The sequence below is a fragment of the Granulicoccus phenolivorans DSM 17626 = NBRC 107789 = JCM 15570 genome, from assembly GCF_000423085.1.
Taxonomy (GTDB): domain Bacteria; phylum Actinomycetota; class Actinomycetes; order Propionibacteriales; family Propionibacteriaceae; genus Granulicoccus; species Granulicoccus phenolivorans.
The window spans coordinates 19,509-43,920 of record NZ_AUHH01000029.1 but is presented as its reverse complement, the minus strand read 5'-3'; the positions used below and the strand labels follow the sequence as shown (position 1 = coordinate 43,920).

Here is a 24,412-nt window from a genome sequence, read left to right as displayed (position 1 = left end):
TCACCACCGCTTCTGTAGCTGCTGCCAGGGATTCGGGGGTTTGCCCGCTGTGGCCCAGGCGAACTGTGCCCCGTGCCGGGCGGCGCGCCGCAGGGCCGCCTGCTGGCGCCACGGTGGGCACGAATGGATGAGGTGCCACACGCCGGATTCACGAGAGGCATTCAACCACGCCGGGTACTGCGCCCGCGCATGCTGGCCGACAGTGCCCTCGAAGACGCAGGTGACATCGGCCACGCGGACCACGTCGGGATGGGGCACCGTCCCGGGGTTCAGCGCGACCAGTTCGCAGTCGGCGGCGCGGAGGGCATCGACGACTTCCAGCGACCACGCGCCCGCCCGCAGGGTGCTGGGTACCTGGTCGAGGAAGACCGCTCGGACGTCGTAGCGGGCCCGCCATTCGGCCGCCTCGGCCAGCACCGCCCGGACCGGCCGCGCCCCGTACGCCACATCGACATAGCCGAGCAGCCGGGTCGCACTCCCGTCGGCCAGGGCGGCCCGGTACGCCGGATCCGGCTCGGTCCCCGGGCCGTTGTGCACGTTGATCACCGCGAAGGCCAGCCCGCAGCCCTCCACCAGCCGGCGCCAGGCCGCCGCATCCTGGCTCGGATGGACGTACCAGGGCGCCGCCGGACGGGCGCTCACCACGCCGTGGGATGTCCGAAGCGCGCCGCGGCCACCAGCAGGGCCAGGAGGCTGATCAGCGCCGCCATCGCCGCCATCGCGTAGAACCCGCTCGGCTCGTCGGCCGGGAAGAACAAGGTGATGGCCACCAGCAGCTCGGCCAGCGCCGCGAACAGCATGGCACTCAGTCGGGAGCCGGTCCGCAACAGGATGTTCGTGCCGCAGATCACCGCGCTGCACAACACCGCGGCCGCGACGATCGCCGGTTCGTTCAGCGTGATCCGGTAGGGGTCGGACAGGACGATCAGGACCGCGGCGGCGGTGATCACGAGCACGATCACCACGATCACCACCCCCAACAGCCCGATCTGGAACCGTCCGCGGCGCCAGGAGTCCGACCGCTGGGAGACCCGATGGGTCCACATCGCCTGCACGGTGAGCAGGGGGTCGGTCAGGGCACCGGCAGCCATCACCGCCAGGGCGACCGCGCCGAACTCGCTGGCCCCGACGCCGAGGAAGATCTGCAGCAGCACGACCAGTTGGAACAGCACCTGCAGCAGGGCCACGATCAGGGCGCGGGCGCCGCCGCGGACATACCGCGGCCGGGCGCCCCGCACCTCGCGGACCAGCAGCACGGCCGCGACCAGGACCGCGACCGCAGTGATCGCGTAGGCCAGTGGAATCCCCACCGGCGCCAGCGCGGACGGCGCCCAGGCGTAGTGGTTGCGGGCGAACCAGGAGATCCCGCAGATCGCCGCGGTGGCGACTCCGGCGACCACCAGGACAGCCCCGTTGGCCAGCAGCAGCAGGATCGGCGTTGCGGCGCCGACCCCGACCCAGACCAGGAGTCCGGGCAGTCCGGACACGGCCGCGGCGATGGCGGAGACGACCAGCAGGACCAGACCCACGACCCCGGCGGCGGCCATCCCGTCACGGCGGCGGCCGGCACCCCAGGCGTACCAGGCGGACGCGCTGACCGCCTGGCCCACGATCCAGCCGCTGGCCGCCATCAGGAACACGGCCATCTCCGAGGCCTGCGGCAGGCTGGTGGCACACAGGATGACCCCGCACAGCATCACCACCATGCGGATCAGCGAGGCCCGCAGGGAGACCCGGTTGCGCCCGGAATGACGCTGCCGGGACGCCTGCATTTCCTCGGCGGGCACCTGTTCGGTGATGGTGTGGGCAAAGTCGAACACCGACTCGTAGCCGTGCGCGGCAGCCACCCCGCGGGAGACGCCGGAGGACTCCAGCCGCGCGGTGACCTCGTAGATGTCGGTCCCCGAGGCCGCCACCTGCTGCAGCGCTGCCCGACCGCCCGGGGTCGGCGCCACGGTCCCGGCGCTCATCGGGCACCCACCAGCGGGTGATCGGCGCTGTCGTACGCCCGGCGGTACAGGTCCCGGTAGGCATCGAGGAAGTCGGCCATGTTGAACAGGCGGGTGGCCCGCTCCCGGGCGGCCCGACCGAGCGCGTGCCGCCGGGCCGGATCGGTGAGCAGGTCGGTCAGGGCGGCAGCGAAGGCCTCCGGATCGCGCGGTGGCACCACGATCCCGCAGGTACCGTCGCGGCCGACGATCTCGGCAACCCCGCCGACGTCGGTGTTGACGCTGGGCCGCCCGGCCATCATCGCCTCGATCACCCCGTACGGCAGGCCCTCGGAGATGCTCGACAGCGCGACCACGGTGGCCGCCTCGAACGCCGTCATCGACGACTCGACCGCGCCCTCGAAGCTGACGCTCTCGGTCAGCCCGGCCAGCCGGACCTGCTCCTGCAGACTCGCCAGGTACGCCTCGTTGCCCGAGGGCGTCGGACCGAAGATGCGCAGTCGGGCCCCGGGCACCCGGTCGCGGACCAGGGCGAAGGCATCCACCAGCACCTCCAGTGCCTTCAGCGGATCGATGCGGCCGACGAAGACCACGGTCGGCTCGGCCGGCTCGCTGCCGATCGGGCGGTAGCCGGTGGTGTCGACCCCGTTGTAGATCGTCCGAGTCCGGGACGGATCCGCCCCCAGATACAGCTCCCAGTCCCGGTTGAAGTCGCTCACCGGGGCGATCGCGACGGCCTCGGCATAGGTGGCCTGGGTGAGCAGGCGCAGGAAGGTGCCGATCACCGACCGGGTGGACCAGTTCAGGTCGCCGGCAGCCAGGGCCAGCAGGCGCTCGCGCAGGTAGATCCCGTGCTCGGTCACCACGATCGGGGTGCCGTGCTGCCACCAGCGGCCCAGCGCCAGGATCGAGGGCGACCCGTTGGAGGCGACATGGCTGATGTCCACCTCGGGGAATCGACGGTCGGCCAGGGCCAGGATCCGATCGACCATGGCCGCCGCCGCGGCGGCATCGGCGAGGGTCATCACCGGCAGATCGGCCCGCCCGGTGCGGTGCCGGGTCCAGGCGTCAATGATGTGCCGGGTGCTGCCGTGGCGGCTCAGCAGAGAGCCCAACCGGTGGCCGCGCCAGCCGGTCAGCTCCTTCAGGCAGGCGGTGAACCCCGCCAGGTCACCGTCGCCCTCGGCGGGCAGCACCGCGGTCCACAGCCGGCGCAGGATCCGGCCGAGTGCGGCGGCATCCCCGGAGTCCACGATCGGCACCGGGGCGCGTTCGTGCCCCCACATCGGCACCAGGGTCACCTCGGCCACATTGTCCGGGAGCCCGCTGCGGGCGGTCTCGGTCCCCCCGATCAGCGTGATCGGGACGAAGGTGTGTTCCGGCAGCCCGGTGATCAGATGCTCACACCAGGTGCTGACACCACCGGAAGTGACCGGGTAGGTGCCCTCGGTGAACAGGCCTACGCGCATCAGTTGCCTTTCGCTGACCAGGTGGCGTCGGTGGCGAAGCCGGACGTCGCGGACGTTTGAATGGTGACCGTGGCCCCCGGGGCCACGCTGACCCAGTCCGAGGTCGCCCCCTGGTAGCTCGTCCCGAACCCGCCGGTAAGCTGTCCGTCCCGGACGGTGCGGGCCCCCTCGGGCACGGTGACCGGAACCAGCGCCGGCGTGGTCCCGGTGTTGCTGAGCCGGACGGTCTGCCCGGCGACCGAGGCCACCACATGGCCGGTCGCCTCGCTCCAGTGGCGGTGGTTCATCAGGTCGGTGCCGGCCTCGGACATGGTCGGGTTCAGCAGCGGGCTGGAGTCGGCGAAGGTGGCGTGGTAGCGCCCGAGCATGTTGTCGAGCATCGGATAGATCACCCGATCGCCGGTGAAGTTGGCCTGATGGACGAAGTGGGGCCGCGCGTCGTTGGCGACCACGTGGGCGTACGCTTTCTCCCCCTCCATCGGCGCGATCACCTGGTTGAACCCGGTGTCGATGTTGATCGGGGCCACGCACGGATTGTCCGTGGCGGTCTCGCACTCGCCGGAGCCGCCGTCGGCCTTCGAGGTGTTCTTCCAGTTGTACGCATCGGCCACCTGACGCCCGGTCGGGGTGTTGTAGTCCAGGTCGATCGGATAGCGCGGCACCGTCGTGGCCCCGCCGATCTGCCGCGGCTCAGCCTCGGTGGAGGTGTCCGAGGCGACCCATTTGATCCCCGCCTCGTCGAGGGCCGGTGCCAGATTCGGGTTGTCGGTGGGCTGCTGCGGCGGCTTTGCCAGTCCGGAATGCTCGCCGGTGACCAGTTCGGTCTGGTTGTAGTTCTCCAAGCCGTTCTTCTCCACGAACAGCTGGTTCTTGGCCACCTGGGCGTAGATGTCCTTCTTGCTCATCCAGCGGGTGTTGCCCTTGTCGTCCCCGAGGCACCGCCAGTCATCGGGCAGCAGGACCCGGTCACACCCGAGGAAGTTGTGGTTCCAGGTGTGGTTCAGGATGCGGAGTTCGGAACGCTGGGCGACCATCTGCTCCATCAGCGCGTCCCGCCCCGAGTTGGACAGGGCATGCTCGCCCGCCCCGGCACCGTTCAGGGCGAGGCTGACCTTGATGCCGGAACCCTGCTGCCAGGCGACCAGATAATCGATGTCGGCGGCGGTCATCCGGATCGGGGGCAGCTGCTCCACCGTCGGCGGGCAGTTGCGCCCGACCTCACAGTGTCCGGCCACGCTCCATTGCGCGTTGGGCAACAGCACGTCATCGCTGTCCACCGAGAAGTAGTTGCGGCTGTAGGACGTGGTCACGTCCCGGTTCAGCCAGCGAATGATGCCGTGGGTCAGCGCCTGGATGTGGGCCTGCTCGGGGTCGCCCTCCAGGGTGACCAGCATCTCCTCGCGATTGCCCTCCCGGGTCACCGCGAGGAGATCGGCGGTGCCCCCGCCCGGGACATCCATGGTGGCCAGCGGCTGATATTGCGCCGCGGCGGCCAATTTGGGCGGGCGTCCGGCCTTCGGCGCCCGATACCCGCCCGCCTCCGACTCATCGAAGGTGATGCTGCGCTGCAGGTAGGAGAACGGACCGGCAGCGGCTGCCTCGCTGAAGTTCACCTTCGCGCCATCGGTCGACACCTCCGCGAAGTTCTCGGGGAACAGGGCCGTCATGTCGGTCCGTACGCTCCGCACGCCGAAGGTGCTCACATATTCCGACAGGGTCGCCTGTTCGGCCGCGGTCAGTGCGCCGGAGGTCAGCGACGGCGCCACGATTCCGGAGAAATGTGCGGTGACCGCGCCCGAGGCGTCGGTGCCGGCCAGCATGTCCCGGGTCACCGCCTTGCGGGAGCGATCTCCCAGCAGCACCCGCTCCACCGGGACGCCTTCGCGGACCAGCCGGTCGGCCAGGGAGCGGATCATGTTGCTCCCGTCATCGAGCACCAGGGTGCGCAACTCCACGGCCACCTTGGCGGGCTCGGCCGCCGGGCCGGTGGGGGTCTGGCTGGAGTCCTGGTGCTGCTCGGGCGGGGCCGGCGCGGTGCACCCCGTCACGATCAGGGCCAGCCCCAACGCCACGGCAGGGAGCACCGACCGCAGACGGCGACCTCGAGTTTTCGGCATGAGTGCATTTCCCCCGAATAGGCTGATCACTGGGCGACACAGGCGAAGCCCCCGCCCGAGTCCCCCCGGAGCTCGGTGCGTTTTTCGGACACCCGCGCCTGCTGCCTCGATAATATGGACCGATCCGTACTATCGCGAAACCGTGTTTCCGAAGCAGTATTGCCCTCGTAAATAAGGGCAGTCAGCCGGGGTTTGCGTACTTGAGCGTCAATGCCCCCTGATATCCGGGCAATTCCGCGTCCGCCTGGGTATTGACCTCATAACCCAGGTGGTATGCATCGGCAAATTGCCGGTACGCCCGCAGGTGGGCCGAGTCCTGCAAAGATTGACGGATCCGGCCGGTGTCGCCGATGGCGGTGATCTCGTACGGCGGGGCGTACGGGATGCCGTGCAGGACGACCGAGTTCCCGACGCACTTGATCCCGGTGGTGGCCAACACCCGTTGCCCCTGAATCGTCATGGCCTCCGCACCGGCCTGCCACATTGCATTCGCGACGGCCTGAATATCCTGCTGGTGCACCACGAGCAGATCCTGGTCGATGTCGGGCGCCCGCACCGAGGTGGGCGCATCGGAGAGCACCACGGTGACCGCCGGCCCGTGCACCGGTTCGGTCCCCGCGGCGGCCGCCACCCGGGCCAGTTCGGTCCGGGCCTGCCCGCCGTCGGTCTGCGACGGTACGCCGAGGGCATCGACTTCGGCCCGCAGGGCGCTCACCCGGCGGGCCAGTTCCCGGTTGCTGGCCGACTTGTCCTCGACCAGACCGGCCAGGCTGGTGTTCCGGGTCGGCCGCAGATCGGTCCCCCGGGCATGCAGGGCGCTGGCACTCAACATCACCCCGATCACCACCATGGTGAGGATCGTGGCGATCCGGGCCCGACCGCTGGAGCGGCGCCGCTGGAAGTCGCGCGCTTCGCGCAAGACTCCGCGTCCCCTCTCCCACCAGGTCACACCGGCTCCCTCCACCGCGGATGCGTCCGGCCCGAGGCGCGCGATGCCCGGTGGTTGCGAGCTTCTCGACATTGGGTGGGCCAGTCTTGTCGGCTACGCTACTCGGCGAAACCAAAGGAGGAGCGTTGGCCAAAAAGAAGAAGCCGGCCGTTACCGACGCCGAGAGCACCCTGACCGAAGAGGCCGTCGTGGCCGAGGGGGCGCGCGTGGAGACCGCCGACGACCTGGCCGACGTGTCCGCCGCCGACCCGAGCGAGACCGGGTCCGACGAGCCGACCGAGACCGACGAGCCGACCGAGGCCGAAGCCGGGCCGGCCAAGCGGTCCCGCAACACCGCCCCGAAGAAGGCCCGGACCACTGTCGCCGAGGATTCCGACGCGGCGAGCGAGGATGCGGCCGAGGACGCCGACGCGACCCCGAAGAGCAGGGCGAAGTCGACCGGCAAGGCCGCCTCGTCGGTCGACCGGCGCGGCCCCAAGGCCCGCAACACCAAGGGCAAGAAGAAGCGCAAGAAGAAGGTCGCCGGTCCCGGTTCGCGCCGCTGGGTGGTGCCGCTGTTCCTGGTGCTGCTGCTGCTCGGTGTGGTCTGGCTGGTGGTGTTCTACATCGGTTCGGTCACCGGGTTCATTTTCGACGTGCCCGTCATGGGCAAGCTGGGTAACTGGAACATCCTGATCGGGATGGGCCTGATGGGCGCCTCCTTCTTCACCATGACCCTGTGGAAGTAGCGCCGGGGCGCCCATGACGCGGACCGTTCCCGCCGCTGCCGCCGTCCCCGCCCGCAGTCGCGCCGGGGCGGCGGCAACCGGGCATCGACCCGAGATCCACGGCCTGCGCGGCGTTGCGATCGCGTTGGTGATCGTGTTCCACCTGTGGGGCGAGGGGCGGATCTCCGGCGGGGTCGACGTCTTCCTGATCATCTCGGCGTACCTGTTGGCCGGGAGTATGGCCCGCCGCGGGGATCAGTTCGACTTCGCCGATTACCTCGTCCGGCGCTTCCGCCGGTTGGTGCCCCAGGCGGCCGTGGTGATTCTGGTGACCCTGCTCGCCGGCTACCTGCTGCTGCCGCCGGTACGCTGGCCCACCCTGGTCGACCAGGCGTTCTCCTCCCTGTTCTACTGGCAGAACTGGGCGCTGATCCAGGCCTCGACCGACTACACCGCCGACTCCCACGCCCTGGCCAGCCCGCTGCAGCACTACTGGTCGCTGTCGGTGCAGGGTCAGATCTTCGTGATCTGGCCGCTGGTGCTGCTGCTGGCGATCGGGCTGGCCAAGTTGCTGCGGACCCGGGTCTCCTACCTGCTGGCGGTGCTGTTCGCCCTGATCACCGTCGCCTCCTTCTGGTACGCCCATGTGGCGATCGCGGAGGATCCCGCCGCGGCGTACTTCGACACCTTCGCGCGGGCCTGGGAGTTCGCGCTGGCCTCCCTGGTCGCGGTGCTCCCCGCGCCGACGCTGCGCAAGCCGCTGCAGATCCTGCTGGGGTGGATGGGTCTGGCCGGCGTGCTCGCGACCGGTGTGGTTGTCGGCCGGGAGAATTTCCCCGGCATGGCCGCGCTCTACCCGGTGCTCTCGACCATCGCGGTGATCTGGGCCGGTTCGGTGCTCCGCCCGGCGTACGCCGCCTGGTGGCTGTCCACCCGCCCGGTGAAATTCCTGGCCGACCGGGCGTACGGGCTGTATCTGTGGCACTGGCCGATCTACGTCTACTACCTCGACACGGCCGGCAAGACCGAGTTGGACGCGCTCGACGGGGTCATCGTGATCGGCCTGTCGGTGCTGTTCGCCGACATCAGTACCCGGCTGATCGAGCGACGGTTCAACCAGCGTGCCCAACGGCGTTGGCGCGGGGTGCTGGTGACCGCGGCGGTGCTGTTGGTCAGTGTCGGCACGATCGGCGGCGCGGTTCGCTGGGTGCAGGTCGACAACGCCCGGCTGCAGGCCGAGAACCGCCCGGGCGCACAGGCGATCACTCCCGGCGCCCCGTACACCCCGGAGGCGACCCGGGCCCGGATCGCGCCCGGCGACGCCGTGATCGGCCGGGACTGGCACGATCCGTTGCCGCATTGTGCCCCGAATCCGGACAACCCGCCGCCGGCATCGGGCTGCACCGAGGTCGCCGCGCAGGGCCACCCGGACCTCACCATCGCGATGGTCGGCGACTCACACACCGAGCAATGGATCACGGTGCTGGCCGAGATTGCCCGGGCGGAGAATTACCGGGTGATCCTGCTGACCCACGGCGGTTGTCGCTACACCGTCGAGATTCCCGAGCTGATCGCGCCGGCCTGCGCGGCGCACAATCGGGAGGTGACCCGCTTCCTGCTCCAGGAACGGCCCGACATCCTGGTGACCGTCGACACCTGGTCCAACCCCGGCTGGAACGAGGAGGAACCGCTGATCGGCATGGCGGAGGCGATGCAACCGCTGATCGACGTAGGGATCCGGCCGATCGGGATCCGGGACAACCCCCGCTGGAGCTTCGACATGCCCGAGTGCGTCCAGCGTTACGGCGCCGACGCCCTGCGGTGCACCGCGAACGTCTCGGAGAAGCTCCTGGATCAGAAACCGGTCAATGACGACGCCCGCTACCCCTCGATCGACCTGACCGAGTACATCTGCCCCGGCCGGCTCTGCACCGGGGTGATCGGTGGGGTGTACGTCTACATGGACGACAACCATCTGAGCAAGACCTACGCCCGAACGCTGATCGACGAATTCGCCGGGCAATGGCACACGGCGCTGGCCCAATGAGAGGGAAGGCACCGGCGGCGGGATCGCGGCTGACGATCCTGCTGTGTGTGCTGTGCCTGCTGCTGGTCACCGGCTGCGCCAAGCAGGAGCCGCAACCGGTCCCACCGCCGGCGGAATCGCCGGCCGCACCGATCCGCGACGCGGCGCCGCTGGAGAACCGGGTCAAGCCCCGGACCACCAACATCGCCGGGAACACCTTCAACTACTGCGCCAACGGCTCGGCCGATCTGGTCGCCCAGCAGGCCACCCGGGTGCTGTTCGTGGTGCACGGCTACGGCGGCGGGGCCTGCGAGTTCGCCGAACTCGCGCTGCGCACGATGCCCGCCCAGCAACAGGCGACCACCCTGGTGGTGGCCCCCGGCTTCATCTGGCTGCAGCAGCCCAAACGGGGCGAACTGCGCTGGGGCGCGGTGAACTGGGCCCAGGGCGACCCGGCCAACGACACCCAGGTCTCCTCCTTCGCGGTGCTGGAGCAGTTGACCGAGCGGATCGCGCTGCCCCGCGTGGTCGCCGGGTTCTCCGGCGGGGCGCAGTTCACCACCCGGTATGCCGCCGCGTCGGCCCACGATGCCGAACGCTTCGTGGTCGGCGACCCCTCGAGCTACCTGTACTTCGACGCCTACCGCCCGGACGTCTCCGCCGCCGAGCTCGCGGCCTGCCCGAGCTACCACCAGTGGCGCTACGGCACCGACAAGCTGACCGGGTTCGCCGCGAAGGTCGGGGCCAACACGATGCGGGAGCGCTACGGGGAACGGACCGTGTGGTACCTGATCGGGCTGAAGGACAACGACCCGCGATCACCGTCGATGGACCAGTCCTGCGCGGCCATGGTGCAGGGCAGCAACCGGGTGGAGCGGGCGATGCGCTACTACGGCTATCTGGAGACCGTCTACGGCAAGGACGTCTATCAACGGCACACCCAGCACCGGGTTCCCGGGGCCACACACAGCCTGCAGCAGCTGTTCGACTCCCCCGAGGGCCGCGCGGCGCTGCACGGCTGAGCGCCGGGCCCGGTCATCGGGGATCAGTGTGCGGATCGTGCTGGTCGATGGTCCGAATCGACCGGAAACCCGGGTCTACTGCAAAGTAGCCACGCGATCCGCACACCCGACGGTTCAGCCGTGCGGTTTCAGCAGCGGGAAGAGGATGGTCTCGCGGATCCCGGCACCGGTGAACAGCATCACCAACCGGTCGAGCCCCAGCCCCATCCCGCCCATCGGGGGCGCGCCGGCCTCCAGCGCGGCGAGGAAGTCCTCATCCAGCTGCATCGCCTCCGGATCACCCGCCGCGGCGGCCAGCGACTGCTGGGTGAGCACCTCGCGCTGGACCACCGGATCGATCAACTCGGAGAAGCCGGTTCCGCGTTCCATCCCGCCGATGATCAGGTCCCACGCCTCGACCAGGCGCGGCTCGGCGCTGTTCAACCGGGCCAGCGGCTGCGCGATCGCGGGATAGCTGTGCACGAAGGTGGGCTGAATCAGGTCCGGTTCGACGAGTTCGCCGAACAGTTCCAGCACGAGCTTCTGCGCCCCCCACGACGCATCGTGGGCGACCTCATGGCGATCGGCGATCTCCCGCAGCCGCGCGGCCGGGGTGTCCAGCGTGATCTCCTCCCCCAGCTTCGCCGACAGGCCCGGGTAGACCGAGACCCACGCCCAGTCCCCGCCCAGATCGATCTCCTGCTCCCCGTGCCGGACCGTCCGCGTCCCGACGGCGTCCGCGGCATCCAGAATCAGTTGCTTGGTCAGCTCGGCGATCGTGTACTGGTCGCCCCAGGCCTGGTAGGCCTCGAGCATGGTGAACTCCGGGGCGTGGGAGGAGTCGATGCCCTCGTTGCGGAAGACCCGACCGATCTCGTAGACCCGGTCGACCCCGCCGACCATCGCCCGCTTGAGGTAGAGCTCCAGCGCGATCCGCAGCGTCATGTCGATGTCGAAGGCGTTCAGGTGGGAGCGGAACGGGCGGGCCGCGGCGCCGCCGTGCATCATCTGCAGCACCGGAGTCTCGATCTCCAGGTACCCGTCGGCGTGCAGGGTCTCCCGCAGTGAGCGGGTGATCGCGGCCCGGGTCCGGACCATGTCCCGGGCGGCGTCGCGGACGATCAGGTCGCTGTGCCGTTGCCGGACCCGGGTCTCCTCGCCCAGTTCGGAGTGCAGGTTCGGCAGCGGGCGCAGGGCCTTCGAGGCCAGCGTCCACTCGGTGGCCATGATCGACAGCTCGCCGCGCTTGGAGGCGATGACCCGCCCGGTGGCCGAGACCCAGTCGCCCAGGTCGACGTCGGCCTTCCAGTCGGCCAGCCGCTGCTCGCCGACCTCGGCCAGCGAGAGCATGATCTGCAGCCGCTCGCCGTTGTTGTCCTCTGTGAAGCCCTCCTGGAGGGTGGCGAAGCACAGCTTGCCGGTGTTGCGGATGAACACCACCCGCCCGGCGACGCTGACCACCTGGTCGGTCTCCTCGCCCGCGGCCAGCTCACCCCACTGGGCCCGCACCGCGCGCAGCGTGTGGGTCCGCGGCACCTGCACCGGATAGGGGTAGCGGCCCTCGGTGATCAGCCGGTCGCGCTTGTCCCGGCGTACCTGCATCTGCTCGGGCAGATCGGCGTCGGGTGCGGTCGCGGGGGTCGGGGAATCATCGGTTCGGCTCACCCGGGACACCCTACCGATGCCGCGCCCCCGCGGGCCTCCCCCCGCCGCCGGTGGGCTGCGGTGGGTAGGGTGTTCGCCATGAGCTACGGGCAGAATCCATACGGCCAGAATCCTTACGGAGGGCAGCAGCAGAACCCGTACGGGCAGCGCCCGGGCGGACAGCCCCAGCAGAACCCCTACGGTCAGCCGCCGCAGGGCCAGCCGCCGCAGGGCCAGCCGCAGCCCGGCTACGGACAGCCGAATCCGTACGGAGCGCCGCCGCAGCAGCGTCCCTACCCGCAGCAGCCGCCGCCCGGCGCCCCCCAACCGCCGCAGCCGTACGGACAGCCGCCGCAGCAGCCGCCGGGCTATGGCCAGCAGGCCCCCTACGGTCAGCCGCAGAACCCCTACCAGAAGCCCGCTTCGGCCGCCGAACCGCCGCGACCGCCGGAGCAGCCGCCCGCCGCGGCCCCGTCGGCCGAATCGCACGCCGACACCGGCGAGCTCGTCGAGATCGCCCAGCATGCGATCCCGGTGCACACCCTGGAGGAGGACCCCGAGGAGTTCGTGCTCGCCACCCTCGGCGAGGTGATCGGGATCGCGCTGCGCCCGCGGCAGGGGTCGCTCGCCGACCTGGTCCGGGCCCGTCAGCAGGCGGTCGCCCAGATGGCGGAGATGGCCGATCGGGCCGGGGCCGACGCCGTGATCGGGCTGCGCTTCGACTCCACCGCCGAGGAGGTCGTGGCCTATGGGACCGCGGTCACCTGGCTGGATGAGGAGATGTTCTTCGAGGAGCTCGAGGGTGACACCTATGTCTTCTCCGACGAGGACGAGGACGATCCGAACGCGGACAACCAGGACCTGAGCGATCAGGATCTCAGCGCCGCGGACGATGAGCCCTACCGGGACCTCGGTGACCCCGCCGCCCCGACCGCCGGCAGCACCGGGCACGTCGTGGGCGCGACTGCCACCTCCGCCCCGACCACCGGTACGCCGGCGCCGACCACCGGTACGCCCGCACAGCCCACCGGTGCCGGTGCGGCGACCCAGGCAGGTGCCGAACACAGCGCCCCGACCGCGGCGCAATCGACCGGTACCGCCACCGGCCCCACCGCGGCGGCCGACCCGGCCGCGCCCGACACCGACAAGGAGCCGGATCCCGATGTGACCACCCTGGTCCCCCGACAGGTGCGGCAGGCCGCCGAGCCGACCGGGGAGGGCTTCGATCCGGAGGCCACCACCCTGCACGGCCCGCGGCAGACCCAGGGGCCGGCCGGCCCGCAGGACTCGCCGTTCGCCGGCGGGTCCAGCCCGTACGCACCGGCCGGCACCGGTCCGTACAGCAGCGGCCAGCCCAACCCGTACGGCCAGGGCGCCCACCCGTACGGCGAACCCGCCGCCAACCCGTACGCCGAACCCGCCTCGAATCCGTACGCCGAACCCGGCCGGAGCGGGGAGCAGGCGTCCACCGAGCACAACCGGCCCGCCACGGATCAGGCCCAGTCGGGACAGCCCGCCGACGGCGTACGCCCGGCCGAAGGCAGCACCGACGAGCAGAATCCGTACGGCGGCCAGGGCTGGCCGTGGGGGTCCGGGAAGCGCTGAGGGCTCAGCGCCGGGTCAGGCGGATCCCCCGGTCGCTGAGCGACCAGTCCACCTGACCCAGGTTGGGCACGATGAGGTCGGCCCGGGTCAGTCGGTCCGGGGTGTTGGTGGTGACCACCGCCAGGGTGGCGCAGCCGGCATCAGCGGCCCCGGCCAGACCGGCCGGGGCATCCTCGACCACCAGGCAGTCCTCGGGGCGTTGGCCGAGCCGGTGCGCCGCGGTCCGGAAGGGTTCGGGATCCGGTTTGCCGTGGGTGACGTCGTCCACGGTGATCACCACCGTCGGTACCGGGATCCCGGAGGCCCGCAGCCGGGCATCGGCGAGCACGCGGGTGGAACTGGTCGCGATCGCGGCCCGGTCACCAAGCACCTGCAATGCCCGGGCGGCTCCGGGCAGGGCGACCACGCCGTCAAGATCGGTCAGTTCGAGGTCGACGATCCGCCGGGTGGCCTCCTCGGCCCGATCGGCCGGGATCAGCCGGCGTACCAGGGCCGCCGCCGGCAACCCGTGGGAATCAGCGAGCTGCTCAGCAGTGATGCCGTATTCAAGGGCCCAGGTGGTCCAGGACCGGATCACCGCCGGGGTCGAATCGATCAGGGTTCCGTCCATGTCGAAGATCACCGCGGCGAAATCACGATCCAGTGCGCCGGACATCACGTCACTCCTCCCGCCGGCGTCGCTGTGGCGGCCGGCTTCCCACCAGTGGGCCTGTGCGGCCCCGGGACGCCCGACGGACTTCCCGCGCGCAGTCTAGGTGCCGACCGAAATCCGAGCCCCGGTCGCCCTGCCCGGACCGACAACCCACACGTCCGCACAGCCCGCAAGCCCTCAAGTAAAGGATGAGACTCTTGTGCCGCCTGAGGCGCCGAAACGGCCTGCGTCCCCCGTTCAGCAGATTCTTGGTGTTAGGTTGACAAGCGCCAGCCCTAGCCGGAGGACTAAATTGAGCGAACTTCCGCGGGATCCTGACCAAGCAGGCCGCATCGGAAAGCGCACCTGGGACATCGACGACGGACTCTCCGACGTCGATCTGACCCGCGATTCCCAGCCGGGCCGCGCCGCGGACGGCTACGTCGACGATCCCGAAGTCGAGGACAGCCCGGAGTCGACCGAATCGACCGATTCCGCCGCCGAGCGCGACGCCCGGCCCGAACGCGACGCCAACGCCGAACGCGACGCCAACGCCGAACGCCACGCCAACGCCGAACGCGGCAGTGCCGCCGCGAAGGCGCCCACCGCGGACAACCGTGCCGGGCGGTCGCGGGCGGCCGAGCTGAACGCCGCGTACGGGCAACCACGTCGCGAACCGGCCGACAGCGAGGAGACCTCGGACGCGCCGCGGGAGGCGGACAGCCAGGACTCGGGCCGGCGGCCGATCCGGACCGCGGGTGCCCCGCCCGGCGCCCGGAGCCCCAGCGGTACGCCGCAACCCCGAACCGGCCCCGAGCCGCGCCCGCAACAGGGCACCCGGCCGCAGCCCCGGGTCAATCCGGAGCAGACGCCCAGCGTTGCCCCGCGCCCGGCCGAGCAGAGCGCGCCGATGACCCCGGAGCAGACCGCCGAGGTGTCGGCCGGGGATCTGATTCAGCGCCTGGAGACCGACGAGCACGGCGCGAAGGCGACCAGTGGCTGGCGCAAGGCCTTCGGCCTGGGCCCCTCGGCCAAGGAGCGCGACCAACAGCGCGATATGGCCGACGCCAAGACCATCTTCAGCCGGCCGGTCACCATCATGATCGCCAACCCCAAGGGCGGTGCGGGCAAGACCCCGACCAGCCTGCTGCTGGCCGCGGCCTTCGGGATGGCACGCGGCGGCGGCGTGGTGGCCTGGGACAACAATGAGCTGCGGGGCACGATGCCCGACCGGTCGGAGTCGATCCACCGGCGCAACGTCCGGGATCTGCTGGCCAACATCGACGAGTTGCGCCAGCCGTACTCCCAGTTCACCGATCTGGCCCAGTTTCTGAACCATCAGAGCCAGGGCACCTTCTACACCCTGGGGTCGGCCTCGAACTCGGTGGAGGTGGTCTCCAAGACCGACTTCGAGCTGATCCACGACATCTTCTCCCGGTACTTCCAGGTGATCGTGGTCGACACCGGCAACAACGAGGCCGCGCCCAACTGGCTCGCCGCCGCGCGGGTCGCCGACTGCCTGGTGGTGCCGACCAAGTGGCGCAAGGATTCGCTGATTCCGGCTGCCCGGATGTTGGAAACCCTCCAGACGGTCAACCCGGGGCTGTTGGAGCGTACGGTGATCGCGGCCACCAACGGTCCGGCCGACTCCCGCGCCGATGTGAAGAGCAGTGGCGCCGGCTGGTTCGGCTCGTCCCACCCGATCGTGGAGATCCCGGTGGATCCGCATATCGCCGACGGTGGCGTGATCAAGTACGCGTCGCTGAAGCCCGCCACCCAGCGGGCGGCGCTGCGGCTGGCCGCGGAGGTCTCCCGCCGGCTCATTCAGGTGGCCAACAAGGAGTGACCCGAGCGGGGAGGGCTTGACCCGGTCGGCGACTTCGGCTCATCGGCCGGTGACCGAGTCCAGTACACTCTCGACCGCTGCGAGGCCGCCCGGAACCGGCCAGTAGTAGACCCAGGTGCCCCGGCGCTCGCTGTCGATCAAGCCGGCCTCGCGGAGCTTGCGCAGGTGATGGCTCACCGTGGGCTGGGAGACCCCCACATCCTGAATGTCGCACACGCAGACCTCGCCGGCCGCACCCGCGATCCGGGAGTACAGCCGCAGCCGCACCGGATCCGACAGCGCCTTGAACACTGTCGCGGCCCGTTCCGCGGCCGACACGTCGAGCCCGCGGCCGGGCGCTCGGACCGGTCCACAACCCGCGACCGGGCCATCCTCGACGGCGAGCGGGGCATTCTCGATGGTGCTCATACTCAATATTGACAACCCCGGATTCTGTGGGCAACGCTGTCCATATCGATGTTGGTCGAATCAATAGGTTCGTACGTCATCTGCTGCTCGACTGCGTCCTCCGCGACCGACCCGACGACCGAGTGATCCGAAGGGACCGATCTGATGCACCTGGTTGCCATCGGCGGCAGCGACGCCGGCATCTCCGCCGCGCTGCGCGCCCGCGAACTCGACCCCGCCACCGACGTCACCGTCGTCGTCGCCGACTCCTACCCGAACTTCTCGATCTGCGGCATCCCCTACTACATCTCCGGTGAGGTCACGCACTGGAGCAACCTGGCCCACCGCACGTACGCCGACCTCACAGCCACCGGGATGAAGTTGCGGCTGGACACCGTGGCCACCGCGATCGAGGCGACGGGGCAGCGCGTACGCCTGCGCGATCGGACCGGCACGACCTCGACCCTGGACTACGACGCCCTGGTCGTGGGCACCGGCGCCGAGCCGGTCCGCCCGCCCATCGCCGGGCTCGCCGAACTCGGCCCGGCCGACGGAGTGCACCTGCTGCACTCGATGGGGGACACCTTCGCCCTGACCGACTCGCTGGAGCGGATCGAGCCGACGACCGCCCTGATCGTCGGCGCGGGTTACATCGGCCTCGAGATGGCCGAGGGCCTCACCGCGCGCGGAATCCGGGTGACGCAGGTAGAGATGGCGCCCGAGGTGCTGCCGACGGTCGATCCGGAGTTGGGTGCCCTGGTGCACGCCGAACTCGAGCGGCACGGGGTCGAGGTACGCACCGGGTGCCGGGTCACCCGATTCGCGAAGTCCGCCACCGGCATCGTGGTGACCGCAGCCGGCCCGGACGGGGACCCGCTGTCGTGGACGGTGGATCTGGTGCTGGTGGTCGTGGGGGTCACCCCGGCCTCCGACCTGCTCGTTCGGGCCGGAGCCGGCACCGGACCCCGGGGTGCGGTCCTGGTCGACGACACGATGGCGACCGGGCTGCCGCACATCTGGGCGGCCGGCGACTGTGTGGTCACCCACCATCGTCTGCTGGGCACGACCTATCTGCCGTTGGGGACCACGGCACACAAGCAGGGTCGGATCGCCGGAGAGAACGCGATCGGTGGCGCCGCGCGGTACGCCGGCAGCCTCGGCACCCAGGTGGTGAAGGTCTTCGATCTGGTCGCCGCACGGACCGGGCTGCGGGAGCGGGAGGCGACCGCGGCCGGCTACCACCCGGTGTCCACCACCGCGACCCCCGATGACCACAAGGCCTACTACCCCGGGGCCAGCCCGATCACGATCCGGGTCACCGGGGATCGCGAGTCCGGTCGGCTGTTGGGCGCCCAACTGATCGGCGCCCGGGGTACCGAAACCGCCAAACGGGTCGATACCTGTGCCACGGCGCTCTTCCATGACATGAGCGTCGCGGCGGTCAGCGAACTCGATCTGTCCTACACGCCCCCCGCTGGGCTCACCCTGGGACGCCGTTCAGGTGGCGACCCAGGCCTGGACCAGCCAACACGCCCGGCCCAGTCACCACACCCGACCCAGCCCAGGAGCCCCCTCATGAGTCCGTCAGTCCTGTTCGTCTGCGTGAAGAACGGCGGCAAATCCCAGATGGCCGCCGCGCTGATGCGGCAGATCGCCGGGGACCGGATCACCGTGCATTCGGCCGGCACCAGGCCCGGGAAGGCGCTCAACACCGAGTCCGCCGCAGCGGTGGCCGAGATCGGGGCCAGTATGGCCGGGGAGTTTCCCAAGCCCATCGACCCGGCGCTGCTCGACAGCGTCGATCGGGTCGTCATCATCGGGTCGGATGCGCAGATCGAGAACCCGGGTCGGGCACCGATCGAACGCTGGGAGACCGATGAGCCCTCGACCCGGGGCATCGAGGGGGCCGAGCGGATGCGGCTGATCCGCGAGGACATCCGGCGCCGGGTCACCGCCCTGGCCGACGAACTCGGCTGAGCCGCCCTTCCCGCGACAGGTAACGCGCCAGCCGTCCTTCCCGCGACGGATCCGGCCGGGGCCAGGCCTCCCGCGACAGGTAAAGCGCCGGCCGTCATTCCCGCGACGGCTCCGGCAATCACGCACCCAGAAAAGTTTCCCGCGCCTGTTGCAACACCCCGCGGGAACCCTCTGCCATCGCTTCCCCGCCCGAGCCATCGCGGGAGGCACCCACCCCGAACTTGCTGTCGCGGGAACGCCGACCGCCCAATCTCCCGACGCGGGAACGCCGACGTCGACCCCGGCGGCTACTGCTTCGGCGTACGCGGAATCGTGGCGCGGACGATCAGGTGCGCGATCACCGCGATCGCCACGTTCACCAGGAGCGCGACCATGGCAGCGTAGCGGACCGCGGCGTTGTCCACCCGGCCGAGGAAGTGATCGGTGGTGAAGGCGACCGCCTCCGCGGGAATCCCGGCGAGCCCGGAATAGATCGCACCGGAGATGGCCGTCCCGAACGCCCCGCCCAGCAGCGAGGCCATCTTGTAGATGCCGGAGGCCGAACCCGCCCGGTCCGCCGGAATATTGGTCAGCGCGGCATCCAGCGAGGGGGTGGCGTACAGACCCAACCCGACACCGAACAGGGTGAAGCCCAGCACCGCCACGACCACGTACTGCCCGATCAGCAGGAACGTGAACGCCAGCGGCAGGATGCCCAGGGCGGCGAGGAAGGTGCCCAACAGCATCGGGAACCGCGGTCCGTGCTTCTTCAGCAGCCGCTCGCCGAGCCGGATGGCGACCAGCACGCCGATCAGGTAGCCGATGGTCAGCAGGCCCGCCTGCAGCGCACTGAACCCGGCCCCGGCCTGCACCACCCCCAGCGCCACCAGCAGGGTCCCGATCGCCATGTTCACCATGAAGTTGGACGCGGTCGCGCCGGTGAACAGCCGATCCTTGAACAATTCCAGCTCCATGAACGGCGAGGCGACCCGACGTTCGGTCCGCAGGAAGAGCACCAGCCCGATGACGAACACCGCCAGCAGCACCAACGACGTCGGGGACAGCCAGCCCAGGGTTGCCCCCTGATTGATCCAGACATTGATCGCGATCAGGGCCACCACGAACGTGATCAGCCCGACATAGTCGAAGCTGCCCACTGCCTCGGTGTCGGCCTTGGACTCCGGCAGGTCCCGGATCAGCAGGAATGACACCACGGCGACCGCCATGGCCACCACGAAGATCCAGCGCCAGCCGACCGCGGAGGCGACCAGACCGCCGAGCAGGGAGGTGAGGCCCGCGCCGCCCCACGAGCCGATGGACCAGAACGACAGCGCGCGCTGCCGGGCCGGACCGTCGACGAAGGCTTTCACCAGAGCCAGGGTGGCCGGCATGATGCAGGCCGCCGACAGGCCCTGCAGCACCCGCCCGGAGTACAGCACCAGCGTGGTCGCCAGCCCCGCCTGGGACGGGGTGAGGGCGATCAGCAGCGACCCGACGAAGCTGAGGACCAGCCCCCACTGGGTGATCCGCTTCCGCCCGACGCGGTCGGCGAGTCCGCCGAAGATGACGACGGTGATGCCCGCACACAGGCTGGTCAGCGATACCGCGACATTGCCCTGGGAGGCGTCGAGGCCCAGGTCCTCGCGCATCATCCCGATCACATTGAGGACGGTCTGCGCGAACAGGAAATACGTTGTCACCGCGAGGACGATGCCGGCGAGATGACGATCGGTGAATCGGAACTTCGAAACGACGGTGGTGCCTGGCTGCGAGCTCATCTGTGCCCCCGGGTCGAGATAGGTGCAACTCAGCCTAGAAGGACCGGGCCGTCCGCCGTTACCGCCGTGGAAAACCCAGGGAAAATCCTGAGCGAACCATTGGGTGCCGACGCCTATGATTGTGCGGTGCGCACAACGCACCCGGAGACCGAACCTGGCCGAACCGGCGGCCGGCTCGAGGCGGATCGTGCTTCTCACCCTGCTCAAGCGATTCCTGGGCCCCTACCGGGGTCTGCTGATCGCGGTAGTTCTGCTCCAGATCGTGGGGACGATGGCATCCCTGCTGCTCCCCACGCTCAACGCGCGGATCATCGATGAAGGTGTTGCCAAGGGCGACACCGATTTCATCTGGCGCACCGGCGGCATCATGTTGGCGATCTCCCTGGTCCAGGTGGTCTGCACCATCGCCGCCGTCGGCTGTGGCGCCCGGGCCGCGATGAGCTTCGGTCGCGACGTCCGGGCGGCCCAGTTCCACCGGACGCTGTCGTTCAGCGCCCGGGAGATGAATCACTTCGGTGCTCCGTCGCTGCTGACCCGCAACACCAATGACGTGCAGCAGGTGCAGATGCTGGTGGTGATGACATGCACGATGGTGGTCGCCGCACCGATCACGATGATCGGCGGGGTGATCATGGCGCTGCGCGAGGACCCCGGACTGTCGATTCTGGTGGCGGTGGCGGTGCCCGTGCTGGCGCTGGCGATCGGCCTGCTGATCGGTCGTGCCGGCCCGCTGTTCCGGGTGATGCAGACCCGGATCGATGCGGTGAACCGGATCCTGCGCGAGCAGATCACCGGCGTCCGGGTGGTGCGCGCCTTCGTTCGCGAGCCGTACGAGGAGCAGCGCTTCGAGGTCGCCAACGCCGAACTCACCGACACCACCACCAAGGTCGGCCGGATCATGGCGGCGCTGTTCCCGGTGGTGATGCTGGTGATGAACCTGTCCCAGGTGGCGGTGCTGTGGTTCGGCCCGCACCGGATCGCGTCCGGGGACCTGCAGATCGGCCAGTTGAGTGCCTTCCTGACCTACCTGATCCAGATCCTGATGTCGGTGATGATGGCCTCGATGATGTTCATGATCGCCCCGCGGGCCGCGGTGTGTGCCGAGCGGATCATGGAGGTCCTGAACACCGAGAGCTCGGTCGTGCCGCCGGTCGATGGCGTACGCACCCTGCCCGGGCGGGCCACCGTCGAGTTCGACAACGTGTCCTTCTGCTACCCGGGAGCCGACTCCCCGGTGCTGTCGAACATCTCCTTCACCGCCGAGCCCGGCACCACCACCGCGGTGATCGGCTCCACCGGATCGGGCAAGACCACCCTGATCAGCCTGATCCCGCGGCTGTTCGATGCGACTTCCGGATCGGTGCGGGTGGACGGGGTCGATGTCCGCGAGATCGAACCGGAAACGCTGTGGGGGCGACTGGGGCTGGTCCCGCAGAAGGCCTTCCTGTTCTCCGGCACCGTTGCGGAGAACCTGCGCTACGGCGCCGCCGAGGCCACCGACGACCAGTTGTGGGCCGCGCTGGACGTCGCCCAGGGCGACTTCGTCCGGGAGAAACCCGAGGGCCTGGACACCCCCGTCGCCCAGGGCGGCACCAACCTGTCCGGCGGTCAGCGGCAGCGCCTGGCGATTGCCCGCGCCCTGGTGAAGCGGCCGGAGATCTACCTGTTCGACGATGCCTTCTCCGCCCTGGACGTGGCCACCGACGCCCGGTTGCGGCAGGCCCTGGGCCCGGTCACCGCCGACGCGGCGGTGATCACCGTGGCGCAGCGGATCTCCACGATCCGGGGCGCCGACCAGATCATCGTGCTCGAGGACGGTCGGATGGTCGGCCGCGGCCGGCACGAGGAACTGCTGCGCACCTGCGAGACGTACGCCGAGATCGTTGCCTCGCAGCTGAGCGTGGAGGAGGTCGCATGAGCCGCACCGAACAGGCCCCCGAACGGCCCAAGAACGCGCCCACCGGGCCGCAGCACGGACCGATGGCCCAGCGGGTCAACGAGCGGGCGATCAACTTCGGCCCCTCCCTGAAGCGGCTGGTACGCCGGATGCGCCCGGAGGCGGCGGTGCTGACCGGGGTGATTGTCCTCGGGGTGATCGGGGTAGCGCTGATGGTGCTGGGCCCGAAGGTGCTGGGCTGGGCCACCGATGTGGTGTTCACCGGCGTGATGGGCATGCTGTTGCCGCAGCTCGCGCCCGGGCTGTCCAAGGACCAGGCCGTCGAGCTGTTCCGGGCCAACGGGCAGGGCGGGTTCGCCGACATGCTCGCCCGCCTCGACGTCGTCCCCGGTCAGGGCATCGACTTCGACCAGCTCGGCCGGATCCTGCTGCTCGCCCTGGCGCTCTACCTGGTCTCCGGGATCTTCTCCTTCGTCCAGGGCTGGGTGCTGAACGGGGCGATCCAGCGCACCATCTACCGAATGCGCGCCGATCTGCAGGCGAAGTTGAGCCGGCTTCCGCTGTCCTACTTCGACAAGCAGCCCCGCGGCGAACTGCTCAGCCGCGCCACCAATGACATCGACAACGTCTCCCAGACGATGCAGCAGACCCTGTCGCAGATGCTGAATGCGCTGCTGCAGGTGATCGGCGTACTGATCATGATGTTCTGGATCTCCCCGACGCTGGCGCTGGTGGCGCTGATCGTGGTGCCCGCGGCAATGGGGATCTCGGTGCTGATCGGCCGCAAGGCGCAGATCCACTTCAAACGCACCTGGGCGGCCACCGGCGAACTGAATGCCCACGTGGAGGAGGCCTACACCGGGCACAGTCTGGTCAAGGTCTTCGGTCACACCAAGGAGGCCGAACGGGTCTTCGCCGAGCGCAACGAACAGCTGTACCACGCCTCGTTCATGTCGCAGTTCATCTCCGGGATCATGATGCCGGCGAACATGTTCCTGGGGAACGTCTCCTACGTGGTGATCGCGGTACTCGGCGGGCTGCGGGTCGCCTCGGGGACGATGAGCCTGGGTGATGTCCAGGCCTTCATCCAGTACTCCCGCCAGTTCACCCAGCCGCTGACCCAGCTCGCCTCGATGGCGAACCTGCTCCAGTCCGGGGTGGCCTCGGCCGAGCGGGTGTTCGCGGTGATGGACGCCCCCGAGCAGAGTCCGGAGGCCGACGGGCAGCTGCAGGTGGTACGCGGGGAGACCCGGTTCGAGCACGTCAGCTTCTCCTACTCCCCCGACGAGCCGCTGATCGAGGACCTGTCCCTGGTGGTCCGCCCCGGGCAGACGGTCGCGATCGTCGGTCCGACCGGTGCCGGCAAGACGACCCTGGTCAATCTGCTGATGCGCTTCTACGAGCTCGACGCCGGCCGGATCACCCTGGACGGCACCGACATCGCCACCGTGCCCCGGGCCGATCTGCGGCGCCGGATCGGGATGGTGCTGCAGGACACCTGGTTGTTCCACGGCACGATCGAGGAGAACCTGGCGTACGGCCGGTTGGACGCCACCGGCGAGGAGGTCCGCGCCGCGGCCGAGGCGACGTATGTGGATCGCTTCGTGCATTCCCTGCCCGACGGTTACGACACCGTGATCGATGAGGAGGCCAGCAATCTCTCCGCCGGGGAGAAGCAGTTGCTCACCATCGCCCGGGCCTTCCTGGCCAATGCCCCGCTGCTGATCCTGGACGAGGCCACCAGCTCGGTGGACACCCGCACCGAGGTGGCGGTGCAGCAGGCGATGAACGCGCTGCGCAAGGATCGGACCAGCTTCGTGATCGCGCACCGCCTGTCGACCATCCGGGATGCCGATCTGATCCTGGTGATGGAGGCCGGGCGGATCGTCGAGCAGGGCAACCACGACGAACTGCTGGCCGCCGACGGGGCGTACCGCCGGCTGTACCTGTCTCAGTTCAGCGGGCCGGTGGACGCCGAGGTCTGAGTCGGCTGCCCGAGCGGGCCGGGCAGCACGGTCTGCAGCGCCGCGGCCAGGGCCGAACGCTCGGCCGCGGGCAGCCGGCCGACCAGTTCGATCAGGCAGGCCACCCGGTCGGCCGGGACGTCGGGCAGCGTCTGCAGCAGCTGGGTCGCCACCAGGTCCGGCATGGTGGAGGCGGGTCGGTACAACCAGTGCCGGCCCGCCCGGGTCCGGCGTACGATCGCCTTCTTCGCCAACCGATCCAGCACCGTGAGCACCGTGGTGTACGCCAGCTTCCGCTCGGCGCCGATCACGTCATGCACCTGGCGTACGGTCACCGGGGTGGGGGTGCGCCACAGCAGGTCCATCACCCGCTGCTCGAGTTCTCCCAAAGCTGGCACAACGGTCAGTCTACGCCTCCTACTACGGGTCGTAGTGACTACTACTTTCGGTAGTGACGTTTCGCACAGAGGAAAGGTCATCGGACCC

Annotated in this window: 18 protein-coding genes; 8 read left to right on the top strand and 10 right to left on the bottom strand. The window is 69.8% G+C overall.

Annotation, left to right across the window (positions count from 1 at the left end; all coding sequences use genetic code 11):
- The 5 genes from G531_RS26155 to G531_RS0112380 form a co-directional block, all read right to left on the bottom strand.
- Positions 1-642, bottom strand: a complete 642-nt coding sequence (locus G531_RS26155; RefSeq protein ID WP_162143179.1) for a spherulation-specific family 4 protein — start codon at positions 640-642, stop codon at positions 1-3.
- Positions 639-1,970, bottom strand: a complete 1,332-nt coding sequence (locus tag G531_RS26150) for a hypothetical protein (protein WP_026927496.1) — start codon at positions 1,968-1,970, stop codon at positions 639-641. The genes G531_RS26155 and G531_RS26150 overlap by 4 nt, the downstream gene beginning before the upstream one ends.
- Positions 1,967-3,418: a GT4 family glycosyltransferase PelF gene (gene pelF, locus G531_RS22330; protein WP_051215437.1), complete on the bottom strand. Its 1,452-nt coding sequence runs from the start codon at positions 3,416-3,418 to the stop codon at positions 1,967-1,969. Before pelF ends, G531_RS26150 begins: the two co-directional genes overlap by 4 nt.
- Positions 3,418-5,502 (bottom strand): hypothetical protein, encoded by a 2,085-nt coding sequence (locus G531_RS22325; RefSeq protein WP_145978623.1) that lies wholly within the window; start codon positions 5,500-5,502, stop codon positions 3,418-3,420. The genes pelF and G531_RS22325 overlap by 1 nt, the downstream gene beginning before the upstream one ends.
- Positions 5,503-5,716: 214 nt before the next feature.
- Positions 5,717-6,454, bottom strand: coding sequence for a DUF881 domain-containing protein (locus tag G531_RS0112380; RefSeq protein ID WP_245630444.1), 738 nt, complete (start codon positions 6,452-6,454; stop codon positions 5,717-5,719).
- Positions 6,455-6,609: 155 nt separating this feature from the next.
- Here G531_RS0112380 and G531_RS26475 point away from each other — a divergent pair, with 155 nt between their 5' ends.
- From G531_RS26475 to G531_RS24690, 3 genes are read left to right on the top strand one after another with little or no spacing between them, the layout of a single operon-like run.
- Positions 6,610-7,212, top strand: coding sequence for a cell division protein CrgA (locus tag G531_RS26475; RefSeq protein ID WP_051215435.1), 603 nt, complete (start codon positions 6,610-6,612; stop codon positions 7,210-7,212).
- Between the two features lie 13 nt (positions 7,213-7,225).
- Positions 7,226-9,238 carry an acyltransferase family protein gene (locus G531_RS0112370; protein WP_026927494.1) on the top strand — a complete coding sequence of 671 codons (2,013 nt, stop codon included), beginning with the start codon at positions 7,226-7,228 and terminating at the stop codon, positions 9,236-9,238.
- Complete coding sequence (locus G531_RS24690; protein ID WP_060929991.1) at positions 9,235-10,239, top strand: hypothetical protein; 1,005 nt, start codon at positions 9,235-9,237, stop codon at positions 10,237-10,239. The genes G531_RS0112370 and G531_RS24690 overlap by 4 nt, the downstream gene beginning before the upstream one ends.
- Positions 10,240-10,353: 114 nt before the next feature.
- Here the strand turns inward: G531_RS24690 and lysS are convergent, their stop codons facing one another.
- Positions 10,354-11,820 carry a lysine--tRNA ligase gene (gene lysS / locus G531_RS0112360; RefSeq protein ID WP_026927492.1) on the bottom strand — a complete coding sequence of 489 codons (1,467 nt, stop codon included), beginning with the start codon at positions 11,818-11,820 and terminating at the stop codon, positions 10,354-10,356.
- Between the two features lie 141 nt (positions 11,821-11,961).
- On the opposite strand from lysS, the gene G531_RS22310 reads away from it, so the two are divergent.
- On the top strand, positions 11,962-13,467 hold the full coding sequence (locus G531_RS22310; RefSeq protein ID WP_035758761.1) for a heavy metal-binding domain-containing protein: 1,506 nt from the start codon (positions 11,962-11,964) through the stop codon (positions 13,465-13,467).
- Positions 13,468-13,471: 4 nt separating this feature from the next.
- On the opposite strand, the gene G531_RS0112350 is transcribed toward G531_RS22310, so the two are convergent.
- On the bottom strand, positions 13,472-14,122 hold the full coding sequence (locus G531_RS0112350) for an HAD-IA family hydrolase (protein ID WP_026927491.1): 651 nt from the start codon (positions 14,120-14,122) through the stop codon (positions 13,472-13,474).
- Between the two features lie 289 nt (positions 14,123-14,411).
- On the opposite strand from G531_RS0112350, the gene G531_RS24685 reads away from it, so the two are divergent.
- On the top strand, positions 14,412-15,944 hold the full coding sequence (locus G531_RS24685; protein ID WP_051215434.1) for a MinD/ParA family ATP-binding protein: 1,533 nt from the start codon (positions 14,412-14,414) through the stop codon (positions 15,942-15,944).
- A gap of 39 nt (positions 15,945-15,983) precedes the next feature.
- Here G531_RS24685 and G531_RS0112340 read toward each other — a convergent pair whose 3' ends face one another.
- Positions 15,984-16,352, bottom strand: coding sequence for an ArsR/SmtB family transcription factor (locus G531_RS0112340; protein WP_026927490.1), 369 nt, complete (start codon positions 16,350-16,352; stop codon positions 15,984-15,986).
- Positions 16,353-16,496: 144 nt separating this feature from the next.
- Between G531_RS0112340 and G531_RS22300 the strand changes: the two genes are divergently transcribed.
- Positions 16,497-18,308, top strand: coding sequence for an FAD-dependent oxidoreductase (locus G531_RS22300; RefSeq protein ID WP_245630445.1), 1,812 nt, complete (start codon positions 16,497-16,499; stop codon positions 18,306-18,308).
- 287 nt (positions 18,309-18,595) lie between these two features.
- Here the strand turns inward: G531_RS22300 and G531_RS0112325 are convergent, their stop codons facing one another.
- Positions 18,596-20,065: an MFS transporter gene (locus tag G531_RS0112325; RefSeq protein WP_026927488.1), complete on the bottom strand. Its 1,470-nt coding sequence runs from the start codon at positions 20,063-20,065 to the stop codon at positions 18,596-18,598.
- A 187-nt stretch (positions 20,066-20,252) separates the two neighbouring features.
- On the opposite strand from G531_RS0112325, the gene G531_RS0112320 reads away from it, so the two are divergent.
- Positions 20,253-21,983: an ABC transporter ATP-binding protein gene (locus G531_RS0112320; RefSeq protein ID WP_026927487.1), complete on the top strand. Its 1,731-nt coding sequence runs from the start codon at positions 20,253-20,255 to the stop codon at positions 21,981-21,983.
- On the top strand, positions 21,980-23,947 hold the full coding sequence (locus G531_RS0112315) for an ABC transporter ATP-binding protein (RefSeq protein WP_051215433.1): 1,968 nt from the start codon (positions 21,980-21,982) through the stop codon (positions 23,945-23,947). Before G531_RS0112320 ends, G531_RS0112315 begins: the two co-directional genes overlap by 4 nt.
- Here G531_RS0112315 and G531_RS25245 read toward each other — a convergent pair.
- On the bottom strand, positions 23,914-24,324 hold the full coding sequence (locus G531_RS25245; protein ID WP_211221841.1) for a BlaI/MecI/CopY family transcriptional regulator: 411 nt from the start codon (positions 24,322-24,324) through the stop codon (positions 23,914-23,916). The genes G531_RS0112315 and G531_RS25245 overlap by 34 nt on opposite strands.
- Positions 24,325-24,412: the final 88 nt, after the last annotated feature.

What these genes read in the sequence shown, in the direction of transcription:
- G531_RS26150 (WP_026927496.1), bottom strand. Translation starts at nt 1,970, where the DNA reads ATGAGCGCCGGGACCGTGGCGCCGACCCCGGGCGGTCGGGCAGCGCTG.
- pelF (WP_051215437.1), bottom strand. Translation starts at nt 3,418, where the DNA reads ATGCGCGTAGGCCTGTTCACCGAGGGCACCTACCCGGTCACTTCCGGT.
- G531_RS0112370 (WP_026927494.1), top strand. Translation starts at nt 7,226, where the DNA reads ATGACGCGGACCGTTCCCGCCGCTGCCGCCGTCCCCGCCCGCAGTCGC.
- G531_RS24690 (WP_060929991.1), top strand. Translation starts at nt 9,235, where the DNA reads ATGAGAGGGAAGGCACCGGCGGCGGGATCGCGGCTGACGATCCTGCTG.
- lysS (WP_026927492.1), bottom strand. Translation starts at nt 11,820, where the DNA reads ATGCAGGTACGCCGGGACAAGCGCGACCGGCTGATCACCGAGGGCCGC.
- G531_RS22310 (WP_035758761.1), top strand. Translation starts at nt 11,962, where the DNA reads ATGAGCTACGGGCAGAATCCATACGGCCAGAATCCTTACGGAGGGCAG.
- G531_RS0112350 (WP_026927491.1), bottom strand. Translation starts at nt 14,122, where the DNA reads ATGTCCGGCGCACTGGATCGTGATTTCGCCGCGGTGATCTTCGACATG.
- G531_RS0112340 (WP_026927490.1), bottom strand. Translation starts at nt 16,352, where the DNA reads ATGAGCACCATCGAGAATGCCCCGCTCGCCGTCGAGGATGGCCCGGTC.
- G531_RS22300 (WP_245630445.1), top strand. Translation starts at nt 16,497, where the DNA reads ATGCACCTGGTTGCCATCGGCGGCAGCGACGCCGGCATCTCCGCCGCG.
- G531_RS0112325 (WP_026927488.1), bottom strand. Translation starts at nt 20,065, where the DNA reads ATGAGCTCGCAGCCAGGCACCACCGTCGTTTCGAAGTTCCGATTCACC.
- G531_RS0112315 (WP_051215433.1), top strand. Translation starts at nt 21,980, where the DNA reads ATGAGCCGCACCGAACAGGCCCCCGAACGGCCCAAGAACGCGCCCACC.